The sequence below is a fragment of the Tumebacillus amylolyticus genome (assembly GCF_016722965.1).
In the GTDB taxonomy this organism is placed as follows: Bacteria; Bacillota; Bacilli; order Tumebacillales; family Tumebacillaceae; genus Tumebacillus; species Tumebacillus amylolyticus.
On the sequence record NZ_JAEQNB010000001.1, the window covers coordinates 744,003 to 762,731 of the forward strand.

An 18,729-nucleotide genomic window follows, 5' to 3' on the forward strand; every position below is an offset into this window, starting at 1 on the left:
GCCCCTTTCTAGTTGGACGTGCGAAGTGAGTCGAGCAAAGCGGGCGAGAGGTCCGGATGGACGGTCTCTGCCGATTGAATGGTGAGCGTGGCCGCGATGATGCCGGTTTCAACCGCATGTTCAAGAGATTGCGTTTGGCCGTAGCTGTAGAGAAATCCGGCGATGAGTGCGTCGCCTGCTCCCGTGACGTCTGCGACAGACGCGGGCAGGGCGGGAAACATCGTGCCTGACGAGAGTTCCTCACCGCTGACGTAGACGCCCGATTCACCGAGGGTGATGAGGACGTTTTTGACGCCGCGTTGGTGGAGGAGGTGGGCGGCTCGGTGCAGGTCTGCTTCTGTGCGAATTTGCAGACCGCTGAGGATCTCCGCTTCGTCTCGGTTGGGAAACAGAAAGTCGATGCCGTTCAGCAGGCCGAGCAGTTTGTGGGCTTTCGGGCAAGAGACGGGGTCCACGAAGATGCGAGTGGAAGCGGAGCGTTTTTCCAAAAGGGCTTGCAAAGTGGCTTGCGGCAAGTTGGTGTCGAGAAACCATAGGGGGCGCTCAAAGAGCGAGTCCGGGATTTCGTCGAGTGCGTCCGGGGTCAACTCGTCGTAGATGTCCATGTCAGCGAGGCCCAGCACCATCTCGCCGTTCGGGTCGAGCAACGCGGTGTACGAAGCGGTCGCCTGTGCGGGGGAGCGGGTGAGCCCTGTCACGTCGAGTCCAAGGTCGGAACTGTGGGCGTGAACCCAATTCCCGGCGGCGTCGTTGCCGATGCGGGAGATGAGCGCCGTCGGGCAATGGAGTCGAACCAAGTTCTCTGCGACATTGCGAGCAACGCCGCCGAGAGTATGGTGCGAAGAGACCGGGATCGACGTTCCCAATTGAATCTCCGCTTTGGCCCCCGCCTTGCGATCCACATGCGCCGCCCCAATGCACAAGATATCCTGCGGCATGGAACTCCCTCCAGTCGTGTGTGCAGTCTATGGTCTAGGATGCAGGTTTTTACGGGGGATTGCAAGAGATTCGCGGGTAGGAAGTCGTTTTTTGGTACAATAATCCTACTAGGAGGGGTTGCGGATGAGCTTGGTTTTTTCGAATGCGGCATATCGGGGGATGTATGGGCGAGATCGGTTGACGTTGGGCGTTTTTTTGACGGCGGAGGCGTTTGACGGGGAGGAAGCGAAGCGGGAGGAGCAGGAGAGAATCGTGAAGTTCGCGGATGAAGCGGGCTTTGCGGCGTTGTGGGTGCAGGATGTGGCGGTGCGCGATCCGGAGTTTGGAGATGTGGGAACGAAGTATGATTCGTTCGTGTACCTCACGTACTTGATGGGCCTCACGAAAAAAATCGGCCTCGCGACCGCTTCCACCGTGCTCACACACCGCCACCCGCTGCGGTTGGCGAAGGAAGTCAACACGCTCGACCAACTCTCGCGCGGACGATTCGTGATGGGCATCTCTTCGGGCGACCGCGTGGTGGACTTTGAGGGATTCGGCGTTTCGTGGGAGGGGCGCGGCGAGCGGTTTCGCGAGGCGTTTCAGGTCTATCGAGACTTGACGACACCACCGCACCCAGGCGTGAACTCCGCGACTTATGGCACCGTCCCCTCCGGAATCATGGTTCCGCAATCTTTGTCCTACGTTCCATGCATCGTCGTCGGCCTCGCGCAGCAATCTATGGAATGGATTGCCGCCCACGGAGACGGGTGGCTGAACTACTCCCGACCGGCGTATATGCAAGAAAATCTCGCCCGTGAATTCCGAACCTATGTCGAGCAGCATCACCCCGGCGCGTTCAAACCGTTTTCGCAACCCTTGTTCGTCAACTTGTTGCAAGACCCCAAAGCCCGGCCGACGTACGTGAAGGGCGGTTTCAGCGCCGGACGTGAATTTTTGCTAGAGTATCTGGAACAATTGCGTCTCTACGGTGTCAACCATGTGCTGTTCGGGCTGCGTCCCGCCGAGGACTCCCGACCTCCACTTGAAGTTTTGCAAGAGATCGGCGAAGAGATTCTCCCGTACTTTCCCACCTTGGAGGTAGATGCACGATGAAGCAAACGCTGGTGTTCCTGCACGGGTATCCGCTGAACCACACGATGTGGAACCCGCAACGAGAAGCTCTGCAATCGAAGTACAACGTCATCACCCCCGACTTCGCCGGATTTGGCAACACGCCGGCGCGCGAAAACTTGAGCATGGAAAGCTACGCCGACGACCTCGCCGCCCAACTTGACGAACAAGGTCTGGAAAAAATCACCCTCATCGGTTTCTCGATGGGCGGCTACGTCGCGTTCGCGTTCCTGCGCAAATACCCTGAAAAAGTGCAAGCGCTCGTCCTCGTCGACACCCAAGCCAAAACCGACACGCTCGAATCGCGAGAAAACCGCCTCAAGCAAGTCACGATCGTGCAGGAACGAGGCGTCGCCCCCATCCGCGACACCATGCTCGACAAACTGTTCTCCAACCACACGAAGCAGCACCATCCTGAGATTGTGCGCATCGTGGACGAGATGATCATGACCGCGACCCCCGAGGGTGTCCAAACCGCGCTGCAAGCGATGGCGAACCGCCCTGACATGGTGGAATTTCTCCCGAGCATTCGCATCCCGACCCTCGTTTTTGTAGGCGAAGACGATGTGATCACACCGCTCGATGCCGCCAAACTGATGGCAGACCGCATCCCGAACGCGCACCTGCACACTATCCCCAATGCGGGACATCTCTCCAACTTCGAACAAACACAAGCGTTCAATTCCGCTCTCGAAAACTTCCTCACTACGGCTCTCTAAAAAAAAGACGGGATTCGCGACTCTGCCGCGAACCCGTCTCTTTTTGATACAATAAAGGAAGCCTATCGCTAAGGGAGGAGCTTGGATGTTTCCAAGAAAGTGTTTCTTCCTGTTCATCATGCTCACGGTTTCGCTCGCTCTCTCCGGGTGCAACATGCCGTGGCTAACGAAAAAGGAATTTCAACCGTACGTCGTCACCAAGGGTGATGACGGCGTAACCGACCTCCAAACGTCCAGGGTCCAGAAGATTCTCGACGAAGATCATCTGTTGCAAACGGTCGGCAACGAGTACGGCTTCCCATACCAAGACACCGTCCATGTACAACTGGCCTCCGGGGACGAGGGCTATCGCAAGTTGCTGACGCGTGTTGGCAAGAGCCAAGACACGCTGGACCGTGAAGTCAAATTCACCGATGCGTCCGTCTACGGCAACAACATCTCGATCAACCTCGACAAGCGCAAGTCCGACACAGACGTCCGCAGTACCCTTGCCCACGAACTGACGCATATCTTGTTCAACCAGAACAACGTCAAGATTCCAAGCTGGGTCAACGAAGGTCTCGCCCAACGATTGGGCATGGCGGAGGAAGTTCGGGACCAACCGCAAGTTGTGCGAGAGGGACAGCCTTTGAAAGTGTTGAGCCATGTCTTGCAGAACAAGCAAGAGCAAGGAAACCTGCAATTGCTCGTGGACAACCTGGAGACGATCCACACGATGAGTTCGACGTTCAACGTGGAGTGGCTCGACTACCTCGCCGTCCGCAACCTCTGGGAACAGCAAGGGGCGGAGAAATTTCGCGACTATTTGCAGAAGTGCGTTCCCTCGCTTAAACTGCAATCCGACCCGTTCAAGTCCGTGTTCGGGATGGAGCAAGACCAGTTCGAGAGCGCGTTCAACGCCCAACTGGACGAAGAGCTGAAACTGCCGGACCACGGGGTGGACCTCGCCTTCAACGTCACGGAGAAAAACGCCGGCAAACTGCTGATCCGAGAAGCGGGGGCGCAGGATTACAATGTCTTCGATCTCGTGCAGGGGGCGAACCAAGTGCGGGTCTTGCCGGACAACACGGTCGAAGGCTTGAAGCTGTTGCGCACCTACACGGGCAAGGCGGAACCGAAGCCGAACGTGCTGTTTCTCATGGTGTATCTCGACAAACCGATGGAAGTGGACGGCAAACTCGTCAAGACGTACGGGTTTGCAATTGCTCGTTATTTTGGGAGATACTACTTTTTGAATTCCTTCCTCAATGTCGAAGGAGAATCCTCGAAAACCGGCCGCGACTTGAAACTGTCGGGCTTGGAATTAACCTCCGTACAAATGGTGAAGTAAAACGTAAGGGCCGTTACTTTCGAAAAGCAACTGACCAACTAAAATAAAGTAATTAGCCGGATCGAAAGGACGGGAACGCCCATGCAACAATCGGTCAGGGACCGTATCGTAGAAGTCACGCCCGCCGAAGTCGCGGCGCGCATGAAGCGCGGCGACCAACCGAAGATTATCGACGTGCGTGAGGACTTTGAAGTGGCCGAAGGGATGATCGAAGGCGCGCTGCATGTACCTATGGCAGACCTTTTGGATACGTACCAAGAGTGGGGACAGGACGAAGAGTTGATTTTCGTCTGCCGCTCCGGTCGGCGCAGTTTTGCGGCCTGTCAGGTGTTGAAGCTCGTCGGCTTTCAGAATGTGAAAAACCTCGCGGGCGGCATGAAACAATGGCAAGCGTGAGGAGCGGGCAATTGCTTGGAGTCTACGAGCAATTGCCTTTTTTCTAGGAAGGGATGAGGACTGTGTTGAAGTTTCGAGAGTTGGAAACGGAACGGTTTTGCTTGCGGGCGTTGCATCTAAGAGGCTGGGAACTCGTGGAGAGCAACCCGATCCGCGGCGGGTATGCAGCGGAGTTGTACCGGCTGACCGTGCGAGACGAGACCGGGCAACTGCGGGAGGTAATTTACAAAAAATTCAGCCCGGAGCGCAACTCGGAGTTGGAGTTGTACCGCACGGTGTTGCCCGAAGTGCCTCATGCAATTCCGACGCTGTACGGTGTAGTAGACGAGGACGGCGAGCAGGGTTTGATCTTGGAAGCGGCAGGGGTTCCGGTGAAGGCCGTCTTCTCTGAACAGGACGCTCAGGGAAAACGAGAGATGCTGCGCGGGCTTCTCGAATTGCTCGCGAACCTCCACACGTCCCTTCAGGAAAAAAGTCAGCACTGGCTTGCGAAAGGGCAAGTCTCGAGCTACCCGTTCGAGTCGTCCGCGCAATGGGCTGAGATCACCGTGCAAGAGCTGGCAGGGCTCACGGAGCACGGGAAGTTCGGGGTCGATACGGAGTTGGTGCGCGAAGTCCGAGGCATGGCAGCGGCATTCTACCCACGCTACCCCGAGTGGGCTGTCGGCGCAACGACCTACACCCACGGCGATCCCCATCTCGAAAACATCCTCATTCAAAACGGTCACACCCGTCTCATCGATTGGGAATGGGCCTGTGTCTCTTTGCCTCAACGGGACCTGTCGATTCTGTTGCAAGATGTCTTGGAGGACGAGTTGCACGAATTTGCGTTGGAGGTCTACCAAGAGCTCGTTCCCATCTCCAACCCATCCCAATTTCGCACCGCCTTCCAAGCCTGCCTCTTCGACAACACGCTGATGATGCTCGGTTGGGAGATTCGGAAATACCTCGACGGGCACCTCACAGACGCCGAACTCGCCCGGATTCTCCCCACCAAACTCCGCTGGCTCCGTACCGCCTACCAGAGCCTGTTTACCTAAAAAGAGACTCGGGACGCACGCGTTCCCGAGTCTTTTTTCACAGATACTCCCGCAAAGACCCTCGGTGGTTGCCATCTCGGCCGGTCACAGGTTCGGCTGCGACCATCGAATTCAAGATGGCTTCCTCTACACACTCGGCTCCCGCGCGGAAGGCGGGGTCGAGGAAGTGGTCTTGGAGATAGGGGAGGGTGAGGATCGGTTCGAGAGATTCGTGCGGAATGCGAGTGGCGGTGGAGAAAGCCAGCACCACATCGCCGCTGCCGTGGCCGATGTACGAGCCCGTTCGCGCCAAGCCCACGCCTGCACGGACGGCGACCCGTTTCAACTGGCGGTCGGAGAGCGGCAAGTCGGTCGCCAAGATCATGATGATCGAGCCGCGCTCTCGCTCAGCCGCACTCTCCATCTGCTCCCGAATTTCTCGCCCCACGGCACGTCCTCCCACTTGCAAATCATCTTGCCGGCCGAAATTCGAGAGCACCAACGCCCCCAGCGTATAGTTCTGCCCGCCAATCTCCATGATTCGCGAGGCAGTCCCGATCCCGCCCTTCAAACCGTAACAGGACATGCCGCGCCCCGCACCCACCGCGCCTTCCTCCACGTCTGCACGCACGTTCTCCAACGCCGCACGCACATGTTCTTCCCGCACATGCAACCCTCGGATGTCATTCAACCAACCGTCATTGCACTCGCACACAACGGGGTTCACCGTCCCTGTCGTCAATCCAATCTCCGGTGTCTGCTCCAACATGTACCGCACCAACGCTTCACTCACCGTGCCCACGCTCAACGTATTCGTCAGCAGAATCGGCGTTTCCAACGTCCCGAGCTCTTCCAGTTGCACCGTCCCGACCGACTTGCCAAACCCGTTGATCACATGCACAGCCGCCGCCACTTTTTCTCGAAACAGGTTGCCCGGATGCGGCACGACAGCGGTTACCCCGGTCTGCACCGCCCCGTCCGACAGCGTCACATGCCCGACTAGCACGCCCGGCACGTCGCTGATCGCATTGCGCACGCCGCGCTCCATCGTGCCGATCTCCACACCAAAGTCTCGAATCCGCTTTTTCATAAGGTTCCCCCCGAAATACTTGAAAATAGGCAAATCTCGCCCTCTGTGAATAGTCTGTCACTACCGATACACGCACAGAGAGGGGTCTGATGCATGACAGTTGGGATCGTTACACCCAAGGAGTTATATGATCGTATTGCACGGCGAGAGGAACTTTTCCTCCTCGATGTCCGCCTCTACGACGATTTTGAGCGCTGGCACGTCGAGGGCGAAAGAGTTACCACCCTCAACATCCCCTATGTGGACTTTCTGGCGGAAGAGGACTTCTCTTGGAAAAAACACCTGCCCACCGACCGCCCCCTCCTCGTCAACTGCGCTCGTGGTCGCAGTGCCAAGATCGTCGCCGAAATTCTCGAGAGGCACGGATATGACGCCGCGTATCTCGAAAACGGCATGATCGGGTGGAGCGAAGTCTACGCCCCTGTGACGGTCGTCGAAGAGGACGAGTGGAAGCTGATCCAACTCAACCGCGTCGGCAAAGGCTGTCTTTCCTACCTGCTCTTCTCCGGCACCACCGCTCTCGTCGTCGATGCAGGCCGCCATGTGGAAGAGTATCTGGAACTCGCTTCCCAACACGGCGCGGCCATCGAACATGTCATCGACACGCACCTGCACGCAGACCACATCTCAGGCGGAGTCGAACTCGCCTCTCGAACGGGGGCTTCCTACTACATCTCCCAATCGGAGCTGCAAGGAGCCTTGATTCCACACACGCCGCTCGAACAACACCGCACCTGGCAATTCGGCGCCATTTCGGTACAAGTGCTGGCAGTCCCCACACCGGGTCATACGCCGGGCAGCGTCTCCCTTTTGCTGAACGACCGCTTTTTGCTCACCGGCGACACCGTTTTCGTCGGTGGAATCGGGCGGCCAGATCTCGGAGGCAAGTCCCGAGAATGGGCACAACTCCTCTACGAAACCGTATTCACCACCATCGCCGCACTTCCCGACGACGTGCTCGTGCTCCCCGCACATTACGCTTCACGTGACGAGTACCACGCCGGAGGGTTCATCGGCGCAACGCTTGGCACGATCCGCGCCACCAACGAAGTTCTCCGTCTCGACTCACGCGAGACGTTCCTCGAGCAGATCGCAGCCGCCGGGGGCTCCACCCCGCCGAACTATCAGGAGATCACCGAAATCAACCGCGGCGTCAAGCAAGTCCCCGTCGCGCGGGCGTTGGAATTGGAGAGCGGCCCGAACCGCTGCGCCGCCAAACACACCCACCTGTAAGCAAAAAGAGACTTCACTCGCCTGGGCGTGTGAAGTCTTTTTTTCGTTCTGACGATGGTGCGACCTACCAAAAAAGGCTCTGTGCGTCATCGCTACAGAGCCTTCGGTTTGTCGTCAAATTTTACTTGACGGTAGTACTCAGCGGCTTTTTGGAAGTCGCCGGTTTCGAAGTAGACATCGGCGGTCAGACGCAGAACGTCGTTGGCCAACATCGGGAAGTCGTGCTTGGTGAACAGGTCGAGCGACTCACGGTAGTTTTCCAAGGCCTTGTCAAAGTTCCGACGGCCGGCTTCAATCTGGCCGAGGATCTTGTAGGCGGTACCCTTGTGCTTGTACTCGTGCTTCGCGGACAGGATCTGGTAGCAATACTTCGAGGCTTGGTCGTAATCTTCATGTGCGAAAAATGCCTGTGCGATCTCCGATTTGGCGTTGACCAATCTCGTCTCCATGTTCAAGCCTTCATAGAGGTGGATCGATGTCAGCAGCGCTTCAATCGCTTTCGGGTAGTCCTTCAACGTGAAGTACAACTTGCCAAGGTTCGTGTAGACACCCGCTTTGTTGTTGTGGTTCTCCGTCGCTTCATGAATCGCCAGCGCGCGGTGGTAGTAGCGCTCTGCTTCATGCAGGTCACCGATTTGGAAGTAGCAGTTCCCCAGACCCATCACGATGTGACCTTGACGGAAGAAAGCACGCATCGAGTGGTTCAGTTCGTTTGCTTCTTGCCAGAAACGAATCGCCGAGTGGTTCTCGCCGAGTTTGCCGTGCGCCATCGCGAAGTTGATCAACAGCGACACTTTGGTCAATCCGCCGATTTGGTGGTGGATCAACGTCTGGTACGCGACATTCAGCGTTTTCAACGCTTCATCGTTTTGGTTCAGTTGCAAATAAATGTAGGCGTGAGAGTCCATCGAGCGGATGCGTTCGCGAACGTAGTTGTTGTTCTCGAAGTGCGCAATCGACTTGGCGAACAACTCAGCCGCTTCCGTGTACTCGCGACGTTGTTCCGCGAGACGGCCGTTGACCCACGCGAGCAAGCCGTGGTCGTATTCGTTGAGCTCTTCCGGGGCATCGATGTTGGCGTTGTCGAGTGTCTTCTTCGCCTGTTCGTAGTTCCCGGATTCCACGTGCTGTTCGGCGAAGCGGATGAATTTCTTCCACTCCGAGACTTGCAACGCTTTGTTCTCCGGTTCCTTGAAGAAATCTTCCACCGTGCATTCGAGCTTTTTGGAGAGTTTCTCCAGAGTATCGTACGAAGGCTGGATCAGACCCTTTTCAATCTGACTGATATAACTTCGGGTGACAACGCCCTCGGCCAGTTCTTGCTGGGTAAGATTTGAGGCCTTCCGTAGTTCTTTGATTCGTTGTCCTACTGCTCCCATTGTCCTTCTCTCCCATGTCTTGACTATCGGATTGTTGCGAATCTTTGGGCACCGTGCAACAGCACGTATGTAGTTGCAGTATACCATAATCCCAACTTATTGAGACAAGCATCTCGCTTAATAGGCGTCTAGTCCTAGAGCCGTTTTCGAAGATGGGAAATTTTACTGTTGAGTAAAGAAAGCGTATCCGATGAAACTTGGATAATTAAGGATGCGGATTTTGAACACTACTAACTAAACTGAACGAAACAAATATATTTCCGATAAAAATGTTCATCCATGTTATTGACGTAGAGAGATTTGTGATTTACCATATGATTAACAAAGGGGAACAAAGTGGTTCCTCTTAGCAAAATGTGCATACATAATTCAGGGGGTAAGAGAAAATGATGAAGAACGCAGTGAAAGCAGTCGTAGGCGGTTTCGTAGGGGCAGCACTGGTAGCGGGCCTGTTTGTATCGGTTGCTCCGGTTAGCAAGCAAAACGCAGATCTCGTGTGGCCGGAAAACTCTCCGATCCTGAACTAGTTCCAACAGGGTCGCTATCATACGTGAACAATGAGGACGGAGGATTTCACTCCGTCCTTTTTTGTATTTGAAGTGAAAAATGTAAGCGGGACTGTAATTGCATGTCGAAACAAAATTGAGTCCAAAGCCTCATAGGAAATGAACGTGCTTTCAACGTCTCGCTGACATGGTAAAATGAGACTAGTGTGTTAAGAAGGAAAGTAGAGGATGAAAGAGGCCGTCGGAGAAAGTTTTGGTTACGACAGTAAGTGTCGAATAATATTTTTACAAAAAATGAAGGAATCGAGATCTACTTCGTCTAATAGACTAAACCAGAAAGCCCGAAACCGCTTTCGGTACTTGAGAGGATGCTGAATTTGATCACCATATATGACATCGCCAAACGTGCCAACGTCTCTCCCGCCACAGTATCCCGTGTACTTAACGGATATCCGGATGTCTCGCAGAAGACTCGCGAGAAAGTCCAGCGCATCACCGCCGAACTCGGTTTCCAACCGAACGCTGCGGCGCGCGGGCTTGCCACCAAGCGTTCTTGGACCATCGGGGTGTTTTTTCAAGACCATGTTAACAGCGGCTTCAAGCATCCTTTTTTGCATGATGTGTTGAGCAGTTTCAAGGATGTCATGGGCGGCAGGGGCTATGACCTGTTGTTTTTTGCCAACCATACGCTGGAAGGCGCGCAAGACAGTTTCGCGGGTCGTGCCCGTCATCGCAACGTAGACGGCGTGCTGCTGCTGGGTGTACCTCGCACCGAACCGACGTTGGACACACTTGTCGGCGCGGGAATTCCTTGCATGTCGGTCGACCTCGATCTGTTCGGCCCGCGTGCCGGGTACATTTGCTCTGACAACAAGGGGGGGGCCAACCTCGCGATGAACTTTCTCGCGGAACGGGGGCACCGCCGGATTGCGTTCATCGGAGACCGCTTTTCGACGAAGCCGGGTCACGACCGGTTGCTTGGCTACCAAGAGTCTTTGCACCGCCACGGTCTGGTCTTTCACAACCAGTGGATCTCCTACGGCGACTTCACCGAAGATGGCGGCAAGTCCGCGATGAAGCAAATGCTTGAACTTGACGAACGTCCGACCGCCGTGTTCTGTGCAGGGGACATGATGGCGATTGGTGCGATGGGCGCCATTCGGGAGTCGGGACTGGAACCGGGCCGTGACATCTCGGTGATCGGGTTTGACGACATCGCCTACGCGAAGTATCTCAACTTGACCACCATCGCCCAACACAAGGAAGAGTTGGGCTCGCAAGCGGCAGTCGCACTTCTGAAACTGATCGAGGACCCGTCGCAATCTCCTCCTGTGCTCACCATCGGAACAGAGCTTGTCGTGCGTGGGACGGTTCAACCTGTCTGACCGTCCTCGCTTGTTTTTTACAGAGTTCCGAAACCGCTTTCGGAAAAATGGATGAAAAGCTAGTAAACAAGCGGATTTTATTGTGAATTACCGAAACCGATTCCGAACTTATCTTAGGGGGTCTCTACGATGTCTTTCACCAAGAAACAAAAACAGATCACGACGACGGCGGCTGTGACGCTCGCCCTGACCACGATGCTGACCGGATGTTCCTCCGACAGCTCTTCGACGAGTGCCACGACCACCGTCGTCACCGACAAACCGGTGGAGTTGACGGCGTGGATCATGCCGAATTCACCGAAGCCTGATGCGGACTTCCTCTCGTTGATGAAACCGTACCTCGACAAACATCCGAACGTGAAAATCAACGTTACCGTCCTCGACTGGGGTTCTGCGTGGACCAAGATCACGACGGCAGCCACCTCGGGCACGGGTCCTGACATCATGCAACTGGGCACCACGTGGGTTCCAGCGATTGCGGCCATGAACGGAATCGACAAGATCACCGACAAAACGGCAGACATCGGTGGCGCAGACGCGTACCTTCCGGCCAGTTGGAAGACCACGATGATCGAAGGCCAGCCGGACGTCTACGCTGTGCCGTGGTTCGTCGACGCACGGGCGGTCTACTACCGCAAGGATGCTTTTGAAAAAGCGGGCGTCGATCCCAAGGATGCGTTCAAAACGTGGGATTCGTTCAAAGCCGCTCTGCAAAAAGTCAACCATGTAAACATCGACGGTCAAGAGATGGCGGCGTTCACAATGCCTGGCAAAAACGACTGGAACGTCGCGCACAACATCTTCCCTTGGGTGTGGGAAGCAGGCGGCGAAGTGCTCGCCAAGGACAACAAAAAATCCACGTTCAACTCTGAAACCGCTCTGAAAGGTCTGATGTTCTACACCGGACTCGCCAAGGACGGCCTCGTGGACAAAAAATCGCTGGAAGAGAACTCCTCGCAAGTGGAAGCGGACTTCGCAGACGGCAAAGCGGCGGCGATCATCGACACACCCGTCCTGATCAAAAGCTTCGCCACCTCCAAAGAAAACGGCGGCTACTCCGACAAGCTCGCAGCGAAAAACTACGCAGTCGCACCGCTTCCGGCAGGTCCGTCCGGTCAAGCGACGTTCTTTGGCGGCAGTGACTTGACGGTGTTCTCCGGTTCGAAAAACAAAGGCAATGCGTGGGATGTCGTGAAGTATCTCGCAAGCGACGATGCCCAATTGCAATACGCGCAACTCTCCGGCATGCTTCCTGCGAAAAATTCGGCGCTCAATTCCTCCTACGTCACGAACGACCCGAACCTGTCCGCCTTCAAAGCGGCGACCCAATTCGGCCGTTCCTACCCGTCAATTCCGCAATGGGGCCCGACGGAGACGGTTCTCGTCAAGCACTTCGGCAACATCTGGGACATCGTCGCGGGCGTCAACGGGACCTACAGCGACGCCGCTGTGAAAAAAGAGCTCGATGCCGCGGCCCAAGAGGTCGACTCGATCTTGAAGCAGTAACCGAAGGGTAGGGATGACGATGCAAGAGCAACCGCAAAGAGCGGCTGCCACGACCCGTTTCTCCGCCGCCTCCCGCCAGACGCGGGGGGGCAGGTTGCGGCGGGCGTGGCGAGAGTACCGATTCGCGTATGCGTTGGTAGTGCCGGCTCTGGTGTTCATGGTGGGAATTCACTTTTTCCCGATGGTGCAAGGGGTTTGGATGTCGTTTTTGAAACTGAACCAGTTTACGCTCGCCCAGTATCTCAAAGCGCCGTGGGTCGGGTTGCAGAACTACACCGACGTGCTGTTCAACCCCGACAATCCGGTGCGTGCGGGGTTGGGGGTAGCGGTGCGCAACACGATTTTGTACAGCATCGCCGTGACAATCGGTACTCTCGTCGTCGGGATGTGCGGGGCGTTGCTGATGAACCGCAAGTTTGCGGGGCGTGGGTTTGCACGCACGACGCTGTTGCTTCCGTGGGTCGTGCCTTCGTATGTCGTCGGCATCCTGTGGGGCTTCATGTGGCAGAAAGACAACGGCGTCATCAATTTTTTGCTGGTCGATGTGTTGCACCTCACGAGCGACAAACCGTTCTGGCTGATCGGGCCGAACACGCTGTGGGCGATCGTGATCCCGACGATTTGGCGCAGTTGGCCGTTCCTGATGGTGGTGTTTCTCGCCGGGCTTCAGACGATTCCGGAGGAGTTGTATGAAGCGGCGAAGATCGACGGTGCGAGCGTTTGGCGCCAATTCCGGCATATCACTCTGCCGCTCTTGCGCCCGATCATCGCGATTCAGTTGCTGTTTCAGATCATCGCCAACGTGTATTCCTACAACATCGTCGCGATGATGTTCGGCAATGGAGCGGGCTACCCCGGCGAGTGGGGAGATCTGTTGATGACAGCATTGGTGCGTCAGTCGTTCGGCTACTGGGCGTTTGGCTCCGGCTCGGCGGCTTCGTTCTTGTTGATGCTGGTCATGCTGATCGTCGTCAGCATTTGGTACCGCACGTTTCGAAAGGAGATGATGATGCAATGAGCACTCTCGTTCGCAAGCGTGCCACGCACAATGTGTTGAACGTGGTCACATGGCTGTTCGTGCTCGCCAACGCGTTTCCGATTCTCTGGATGGTGTGGACGTCTTTGCATTCGAACGATGAGATTCTAAGCGGGGTAAGCGGCATGGCGACCACGCACTTCCAGTGGCGGAACTACGTTCAGCTTTGGCAGACGATTCATTTTTCAGGGTACTTTTTGAACTCGCTGATCATCTGCGGGGTGACGACGATTCTGGCCACGACCTTCGCCGTCATGGCGGGGTATGCGTTGGCTCGGTATAAGTTTCCAGGCTCGGGGCTGTTCTCGATGAGTGTGGTCTCGACGCAGATGATTCCCGGTATTTTGTTTCTGATTCCGATCTACTTGCTGTTCTGGCAAGTGGACAAATCGATCGGGTTGCCGATGATCAACACCTACTGGGGCATGATCTTGATCTACACCGCGTTTTACACGCCGATGAGCATCTGGATTATGCGGAGTTTCTTCGTATCGGTGCCGCGCGACTTGGAGGAGTCGGCGCTGATCGACGGGTGTACGCGTTTCCAAGCGTTTCGCCGTGTGATCTTGCCGCTCTCCGCGCCGGGCATGATCGCCACCGCCGTTTATGTGTTTCTCACGGCGTGGGATGAGTTGATGTTTGCGTGGGTGATGACGACCACGTCGGACGTGCAGACGATTCCGGTGGGCATCCGCTTGTATGTCGGGCAGTATCAAAACCGCTTCGATCTGCTGATGGCAGCCGCTGCGGTTTCGACTCTCCCGGTGTTGGTGACGTTTTTCCTGACACAGAAGTATTTCATTCGCGGCATGACCGCAGGTGCGGTTAAGGGATGAGAAATTGTAAGACTCAAGGAGTGTGAGCGGTTTTGAAAAAGTTTCCGAACGATTTTCTGTGGGGAGTTGCGACGGCGAGTTATCAGATTGAAGGCGCAGCACACGAGGACGGGCGCACGTCGTCGATCTGGGACGACTTCGCCCGCACACCGGGCAGGGTCTACGAAGGTCATACGGGCGACGTGGCGTGTGACCATTACCACCGCTATCCGGAGGACGTCCAACTGATGAAGGAACTCGGCGTGCAGGCTTATCGCTTTTCGATCTCGTGGCCGCGCATCTTTCCGGAGAAGGGGGTGATCAATCCGGAGGGCTTCACGTTCTATCGTCGTCTGATCACCGAATTGAAGGAGCAGGGCATTCAACCGGCGGCGACGATCTACCACTGGGATCTCCCGTCATGGGCACAGGCGGAGGGCGGGTGGACGAACCGAGAGACGGTCGGACACTTTTTGCAATATGCCCAAGCGCTGTTCCAAGAGTTTGGTGACGAAATCCCGGTCTGGATTACACATAACGAGCCTTGGTGCGCCGCGTTTCTCGGCTATGGTGAAGGCGTTCATGCGCCGGGACACCGCAATTGGCGTGAAGCGTTGGCAGCGTCGCATCACTTGCTCCTCTCACATGGGCTGGCTGTGCAAGCGTACCGCGACATGGGGCTGCAAGGGCAAATCGGGATCACGCTGAACTTCACGCCAACCGACGCGGCCACTTCGTCTCCTGAAGATGTCGCGGCGGCGGCACGTTGGGACGGGTACGCGAACCGTTGGTTCGTGGAGCCGCTTTTCAAAGGCGTGTATCCGGCAGACATGGTGGCCTGGTTCGAGGGTCAAGTGGGATCGTTTGACTTCTTGCAACCGGGGGACTTGGCGACGATTGCGGTGCCGATCGATTTTCTCGGTGTGAACTACTACAGCCGCAACGTTTCCAAGCAAGGCACGGAACATGAACTGTTGCAGGTAGACTTCCAAGAGGGCGGCGGGCCGGTAACCGATATGGGCTGGGAAGTGCATCCGCAGTCTCTGTTGCAATTGTTGAGACGGTTGGAAGCGGAGTATGTGGGACGATTGCCGCTCTACATCACGGAGAACGGAGCAGCTTACCCGGACTCGCTCACGGACGGGGCGGTGCATGACGAAGACCGTATCTCGTACTTGCAACAGCATTTGGAAGTCTGCCAGCAATTCGTGGCAGAGGGCGGCAACTTGCAGGGGTACTACGTTTGGTCGTTCCTCGACAATTTCGAGTGGGCGTTCGGGTACTCCAAGCGGTTTGGCATCGTGTATGTGGATTATGAAACGCAAGAACGTTTCCCGAAGGACAGTGCGCGTTGGTTTGCAGAGACTATTGGAAATAACGGTGTGAAGGTTATAAAAAGGGAGGATTTCACATGAGCAAAAAGAAAACCTGGGTGGGCGTCGGCACATCCTTGGTGACGGCGGCGGCGCTGACATGGCCGGGTGCCGGGGTTGGGTTTGCAGGAACGACGGTCGCTGTGGGAGCCGGCAGTTACACCACGGCACTGCCCGCCGGACAGACCGGTGTGCAAGGCGCGATCTACAAAACGGCCAACGTCACCGGCGCCATGCCGACCAACGATTGGTGGAGCTCGGTGGCGTGGGAGCAATACTCGGACGCGATGTTCCCGCATCCGCTCGCCGTTCAAGCGGGGCAGTCCGGCCTCGCCCTCGGCTATCCGACCCAAAGCGCAGCGTCCAATACGATGTACGGCTCGATGCAAAATGACATGACGCTCGGCACGGTGGCGGGCACCTACCCGGATACCAAAGTCGACGGGTACTCGGACTGGACGGTTTCGATGCTCTGGAGCAACGGCGCCAACTCGATGCGCGTGACCAGCGGGCACGGTCTGCCGTTTGTGTACAGCACTTTCGCAGGCACCACGCCGAAGTTGACGTTTGGCAGTACGCCGACCGTTTGGTCCGGCGGCAACGGGTCGAACGTGCTGGGGGTCACCGTAAACGGACGACATTACGCGCTGTTCGGTCCCACCGGCTCCGCTTGGTCGGGTGTGGGAACTTCGACGCTCACCAACAATTTGGGCGGCAAAAACTATCTCTCCATCGCCGTCCTCCCCGACAACTCGGCCGCGACGTTGAACGCGTTCAAAGCCTATGCCTACTCGTTTGTAACCGATACGAAAGTTTCGTGGTCGTACAACGCGTCGACTTCCAAAGTCAGCACCACCTACAATGTGACGACGACACCCAAGGAAGGCACCCAGACCGGCACGATCATGGCGCTGTACCCGCATGAGTGGAAGTCGACGACGACCCCGCTGTCCTCGTACACATACGACAGCATCCGGGGCACGATGAAGACGGTCACAGGCTCGTCCTTCACCACGGCGCTGACGTACCAAGGCATCACCCCGTACCTGCCCCCGGTCGGTGATTATGATGCGGCGACGTTGAACAACTACGTTGAGCAGGTGCGCACCGAAGTGAACAACCACAACTTCGGCACTTCGGCCGACTCCTACTGGGGCGGCAAGTACCTGCAACGCATCTCGAACCTCGTTCCGGTGGCCCAGCAACTCGGAAACACGGCGGCGGTCAACAACTTCGAGTCGTTCTTGGAGAGCAAGTTGAGCGAATATCTCAAAGCGACAGACTCCACGGGCGCTGTCAAAGCGAACAACTTGTTCTACTACGACAACAACTGGGGCACGCTGATCGGCTATCCGGCAAGCTACGGCTCGAACAACGAGCTCAACGACCACCACTTCCATTACGGCTACTGGATTCGCGCCGCTGCCGAAGTGGCGCGCAACAACCCGGCATGGGCACAGAGCGGCAACTGGGGCGGCATGGTCAACACGGTGGTCAAAGACATCGCAAACTGGGACCGTACCGATACGTCGTTCCCGTTCCTGCGCAACTTTGACCCGTACGCGGGGCATTCGTGGGCTTCCGGTCATGCGAAATTCGGGGACGGCAACAACCAAGAGTCCTCTTCGGAAGCGGTCAACGCGTGGGCGGCGCTCATCCTCTGGGGGGAGCAGACCGGCAACACGCAGATTCGCGACCTCGGCATCTACCTGTACACAACGGAGACCCAAGCGGTCAACCAATACTGGTTCAACGTCGACGGCACGAACTTCAAACCGGGCTTCAACCACAACTACTCTTCGATGATCTGGGGCGGCAAGTCCGACTATGCGACTTGGTTCACCGCCGATGTGCAGAAGATTCGCGGCATCAACATCTTGCCGGTCACGGCGGCGTCCAACTACCTCGGGTATTCGCCGACCTACTCCGCAAACTTCCTAAACCAGTTGAAAGCGGAGAACGGCAACTCCAATGCGTGGACGTCTTGGGCCGATATCCTCTGGGAGTACCAAGCGCTCTACGATCCGGCGGGGGCGATTGCGCTGTTCAACGCCAACCCCGGATACACGCCGGAAGAGGGCGAATCCAAAGCGCACACCTACCACTGGCTGCATGAGCTGAACGTGCTCGGCCAACTCGATACCACCGTCACGGCCAACACACCGCTCTATGCCGTTTACAAAAAAGGCACAACCCGCAACTACGTCGCGTACAACGCCTCCTCCACAGCGAAGACGGTCACCTTCTCCGACGGCAAGACCCTGAGCGTCCCGGCGAACTCCATCGCGACGTCAGCCGCTCCGAACAACGGCGGCGGTGGCGGTGGCGGCACCGATCCGACCCCGTCCACAGGCAATCTCTTTTATGTAAAAAGCGGCGGTGCCCTCAGCACGACCGCAGGCACCACAGCTTTGACCGACACGATTGCGTCTGCCGGCGGTGTCAACCACGACGGTACGCCGACCAACCCGTCCGTCTACACGATCAGCAACGTGAGCGGGACCTACGATTCCACGAAAGCCACGGGATTTGACCTGTTCGTTGACGCAGGCGCGAACATTGCGGACGGCGTACAAGCGCAAGTGCAATACGACTTCACGGGGGACGGTACGTGGGATCGCACGGAGACCTACTCGTACTTCCCGACCAACGACGTCGTGGGCTTTGAAGACTACAAGCAAACCCAAGGTCTGCAATCGGCCAGCGGTACGTTCCAAAACCTCAGCAACGGCAAAGTCCGCATCCAAGTCTGGAATGCGATCGGCAACAGCGCAACCACGCTTCGTGTCAACGCCGGAACGTCGGAAGGCTCGCAATCCAAGCTCACCATTCCGTTCAACTAAGGGTAGAAAAAAGGGAAGTCCTCCGCACACGGGGACTTCCTTTTTTA

Annotated in this window: 16 protein-coding genes; 13 read left to right on the forward strand and 3 right to left on the reverse strand. The window is 56.6% G+C overall.

Annotated elements, in window-relative coordinates:
• Positions 1-8 precede the first annotated feature (8 nt).
• Entirely contained in the window at positions 9-938 is a 930-nt protein-coding gene (locus JJB07_RS03460) for a carbohydrate kinase family protein (protein WP_201631141.1), read from the reverse strand.
• 124 nt (positions 939-1,062) lie between these two features.
• On the opposite strand from JJB07_RS03460, the gene JJB07_RS03465 reads away from it, so the two are divergent.
• The 5 genes from JJB07_RS03465 to JJB07_RS03485 all read left to right on the forward strand — a co-directional run bounded on the left by JJB07_RS03465 (position 1,063) and on the right by JJB07_RS03485 (position 5,537).
• The gene (locus JJB07_RS03465) at positions 1,063-2,034 is read left to right on the forward strand and encodes a TIGR03571 family LLM class oxidoreductase (RefSeq protein ID WP_201631143.1); all 972 of its coding nucleotides are present in this window, start codon (positions 1,063-1,065) and stop codon (positions 2,032-2,034) included.
• Complete coding sequence (locus JJB07_RS03470) at positions 2,031-2,771, forward strand: alpha/beta fold hydrolase (protein ID WP_201631145.1); 741 nt, start codon at positions 2,031-2,033, stop codon at positions 2,769-2,771. The genes JJB07_RS03465 and JJB07_RS03470 overlap by 4 nt, the downstream gene beginning before the upstream one ends.
• 85 nt (positions 2,772-2,856) lie before the next feature.
• A complete protein-coding gene (locus JJB07_RS03475) occupies positions 2,857-4,101 on the forward strand; it encodes a hypothetical protein (protein WP_201631147.1) in 1,245 nt (414 codons plus the stop codon).
• Positions 4,102-4,182: 81 nt separating this feature from the next.
• Positions 4,183-4,497: a rhodanese-like domain-containing protein gene (locus JJB07_RS03480; protein ID WP_201631149.1), complete on the forward strand. Its 315-nt coding sequence runs from the start codon at positions 4,183-4,185 to the stop codon at positions 4,495-4,497.
• Between the two features lie 62 nt (positions 4,498-4,559).
• Positions 4,560-5,537, forward strand: a complete 978-nt coding sequence (locus JJB07_RS03485) for a phosphotransferase (protein ID WP_201631151.1) — start codon at positions 4,560-4,562, stop codon at positions 5,535-5,537.
• Between the two features lie 37 nt (positions 5,538-5,574).
• Here the strand turns inward: JJB07_RS03485 and JJB07_RS03490 are convergent, their stop codons facing one another.
• Complete coding sequence (locus JJB07_RS03490; RefSeq protein ID WP_201631153.1) at positions 5,575-6,606, reverse strand: DmpA family aminopeptidase; 1,032 nt, start codon at positions 6,604-6,606, stop codon at positions 5,575-5,577.
• A 93-nt stretch (positions 6,607-6,699) separates the two neighbouring features.
• On the opposite strand from JJB07_RS03490, the gene JJB07_RS03495 reads away from it, so the two are divergent.
• Complete coding sequence (locus JJB07_RS03495) at positions 6,700-7,839, forward strand: MBL fold metallo-hydrolase (RefSeq protein ID WP_201631155.1); 1,140 nt, start codon at positions 6,700-6,702, stop codon at positions 7,837-7,839.
• Between the two features lie 92 nt (positions 7,840-7,931).
• Here JJB07_RS03495 and JJB07_RS03500 read toward each other — a convergent pair whose 3' ends face one another.
• Entirely contained in the window at positions 7,932-9,218 is a 1,287-nt protein-coding gene (locus JJB07_RS03500; RefSeq protein ID WP_201631157.1) for a helix-turn-helix domain-containing protein, read from the reverse strand.
• A gap of 386 nt (positions 9,219-9,604) precedes the next feature.
• Between JJB07_RS03500 and JJB07_RS03505 the strand changes: the two genes are divergently transcribed.
• From JJB07_RS03505 to JJB07_RS03535, 7 genes are all read left to right on the forward strand, one after another.
• Positions 9,605-9,745, forward strand: coding sequence for a hypothetical protein (locus tag JJB07_RS03505; RefSeq protein ID WP_201631159.1), 141 nt, complete (start codon positions 9,605-9,607; stop codon positions 9,743-9,745).
• A gap of 347 nt (positions 9,746-10,092) precedes the next feature.
• Positions 10,093-11,109 carry a LacI family DNA-binding transcriptional regulator gene (locus JJB07_RS03510; RefSeq protein WP_236587585.1) on the forward strand — a complete coding sequence of 339 codons (1,017 nt, stop codon included), beginning with the start codon at positions 10,093-10,095 and terminating at the stop codon, positions 11,107-11,109.
• A gap of 129 nt (positions 11,110-11,238) precedes the next feature.
• A complete protein-coding gene (locus JJB07_RS03515; protein WP_236587587.1) occupies positions 11,239-12,615 on the forward strand; it encodes a sugar ABC transporter substrate-binding protein in 1,377 nt (458 codons plus the stop codon).
• 19 nt (positions 12,616-12,634) lie between these two features.
• On the forward strand, positions 12,635-13,633 hold the full coding sequence (locus JJB07_RS03520) for a carbohydrate ABC transporter permease (protein ID WP_201631163.1): 999 nt from the start codon (positions 12,635-12,637) through the stop codon (positions 13,631-13,633).
• Positions 13,630-14,487: a carbohydrate ABC transporter permease gene (locus tag JJB07_RS03525; RefSeq protein WP_201631165.1), complete on the forward strand. Its 858-nt coding sequence runs from the start codon at positions 13,630-13,632 to the stop codon at positions 14,485-14,487. The genes JJB07_RS03520 and JJB07_RS03525 overlap by 4 nt, the downstream gene beginning before the upstream one ends.
• A gap of 32 nt (positions 14,488-14,519) precedes the next feature.
• On the forward strand, positions 14,520-15,881 hold the full coding sequence (locus JJB07_RS03530) for a GH1 family beta-glucosidase (RefSeq protein WP_201631167.1): 1,362 nt from the start codon (positions 14,520-14,522) through the stop codon (positions 15,879-15,881).
• On the forward strand, positions 15,878-18,682 hold the full coding sequence (locus JJB07_RS03535; protein WP_201631169.1) for a glycosyl hydrolase: 2,805 nt from the start codon (positions 15,878-15,880) through the stop codon (positions 18,680-18,682). Before JJB07_RS03530 ends, JJB07_RS03535 begins: the two co-directional genes overlap by 4 nt.
• The last annotated feature ends 47 nt before the right edge of the window (positions 18,683-18,729 follow it).

What these genes read in the sequence shown, in the direction of transcription:
- JJB07_RS03475 (WP_201631147.1), top strand. Translation starts at nt 2,857, where the DNA reads ATGTTTCCAAGAAAGTGTTTCTTCCTGTTCATCATGCTCACGGTTTCG.
- JJB07_RS03525 (WP_201631165.1), top strand. Translation starts at nt 13,630, where the DNA reads ATGAGCACTCTCGTTCGCAAGCGTGCCACGCACAATGTGTTGAACGTG.
- JJB07_RS03465 (WP_201631143.1), top strand. Translation starts at nt 1,063, where the DNA reads ATGAGCTTGGTTTTTTCGAATGCGGCATATCGGGGGATGTATGGGCGA.
- JJB07_RS03520 (WP_201631163.1), top strand. Translation starts at nt 12,635, where the DNA reads ATGCAAGAGCAACCGCAAAGAGCGGCTGCCACGACCCGTTTCTCCGCC.
- JJB07_RS03495 (WP_201631155.1), top strand. Translation starts at nt 6,700, where the DNA reads ATGACAGTTGGGATCGTTACACCCAAGGAGTTATATGATCGTATTGCA.
- JJB07_RS03535 (WP_201631169.1), top strand. Translation starts at nt 15,878, where the DNA reads ATGAGCAAAAAGAAAACCTGGGTGGGCGTCGGCACATCCTTGGTGACG.
- JJB07_RS03460 (WP_201631141.1), bottom strand. Translation starts at nt 938, where the DNA reads ATGCCGCAGGATATCTTGTGCATTGGGGCGGCGCATGTGGATCGCAAG.
- JJB07_RS03480 (WP_201631149.1), top strand. Translation starts at nt 4,183, where the DNA reads ATGCAACAATCGGTCAGGGACCGTATCGTAGAAGTCACGCCCGCCGAA.
- JJB07_RS03515 (WP_236587587.1), top strand. Translation starts at nt 11,239, where the DNA reads ATGTCTTTCACCAAGAAACAAAAACAGATCACGACGACGGCGGCTGTG.
- JJB07_RS03505 (WP_201631159.1), top strand. Translation starts at nt 9,605, where the DNA reads ATGATGAAGAACGCAGTGAAAGCAGTCGTAGGCGGTTTCGTAGGGGCA.
- JJB07_RS03510 (WP_236587585.1), top strand. Translation starts at nt 10,093, where the DNA reads ATGCTGAATTTGATCACCATATATGACATCGCCAAACGTGCCAACGTC.
- JJB07_RS03490 (WP_201631153.1), bottom strand. Translation starts at nt 6,606, where the DNA reads ATGAAAAAGCGGATTCGAGACTTTGGTGTGGAGATCGGCACGATGGAG.
- JJB07_RS03470 (WP_201631145.1), top strand. Translation starts at nt 2,031, where the DNA reads ATGAAGCAAACGCTGGTGTTCCTGCACGGGTATCCGCTGAACCACACG.
- JJB07_RS03500 (WP_201631157.1), bottom strand. Translation starts at nt 9,218, where the DNA reads ATGGGAGCAGTAGGACAACGAATCAAAGAACTACGGAAGGCCTCAAAT.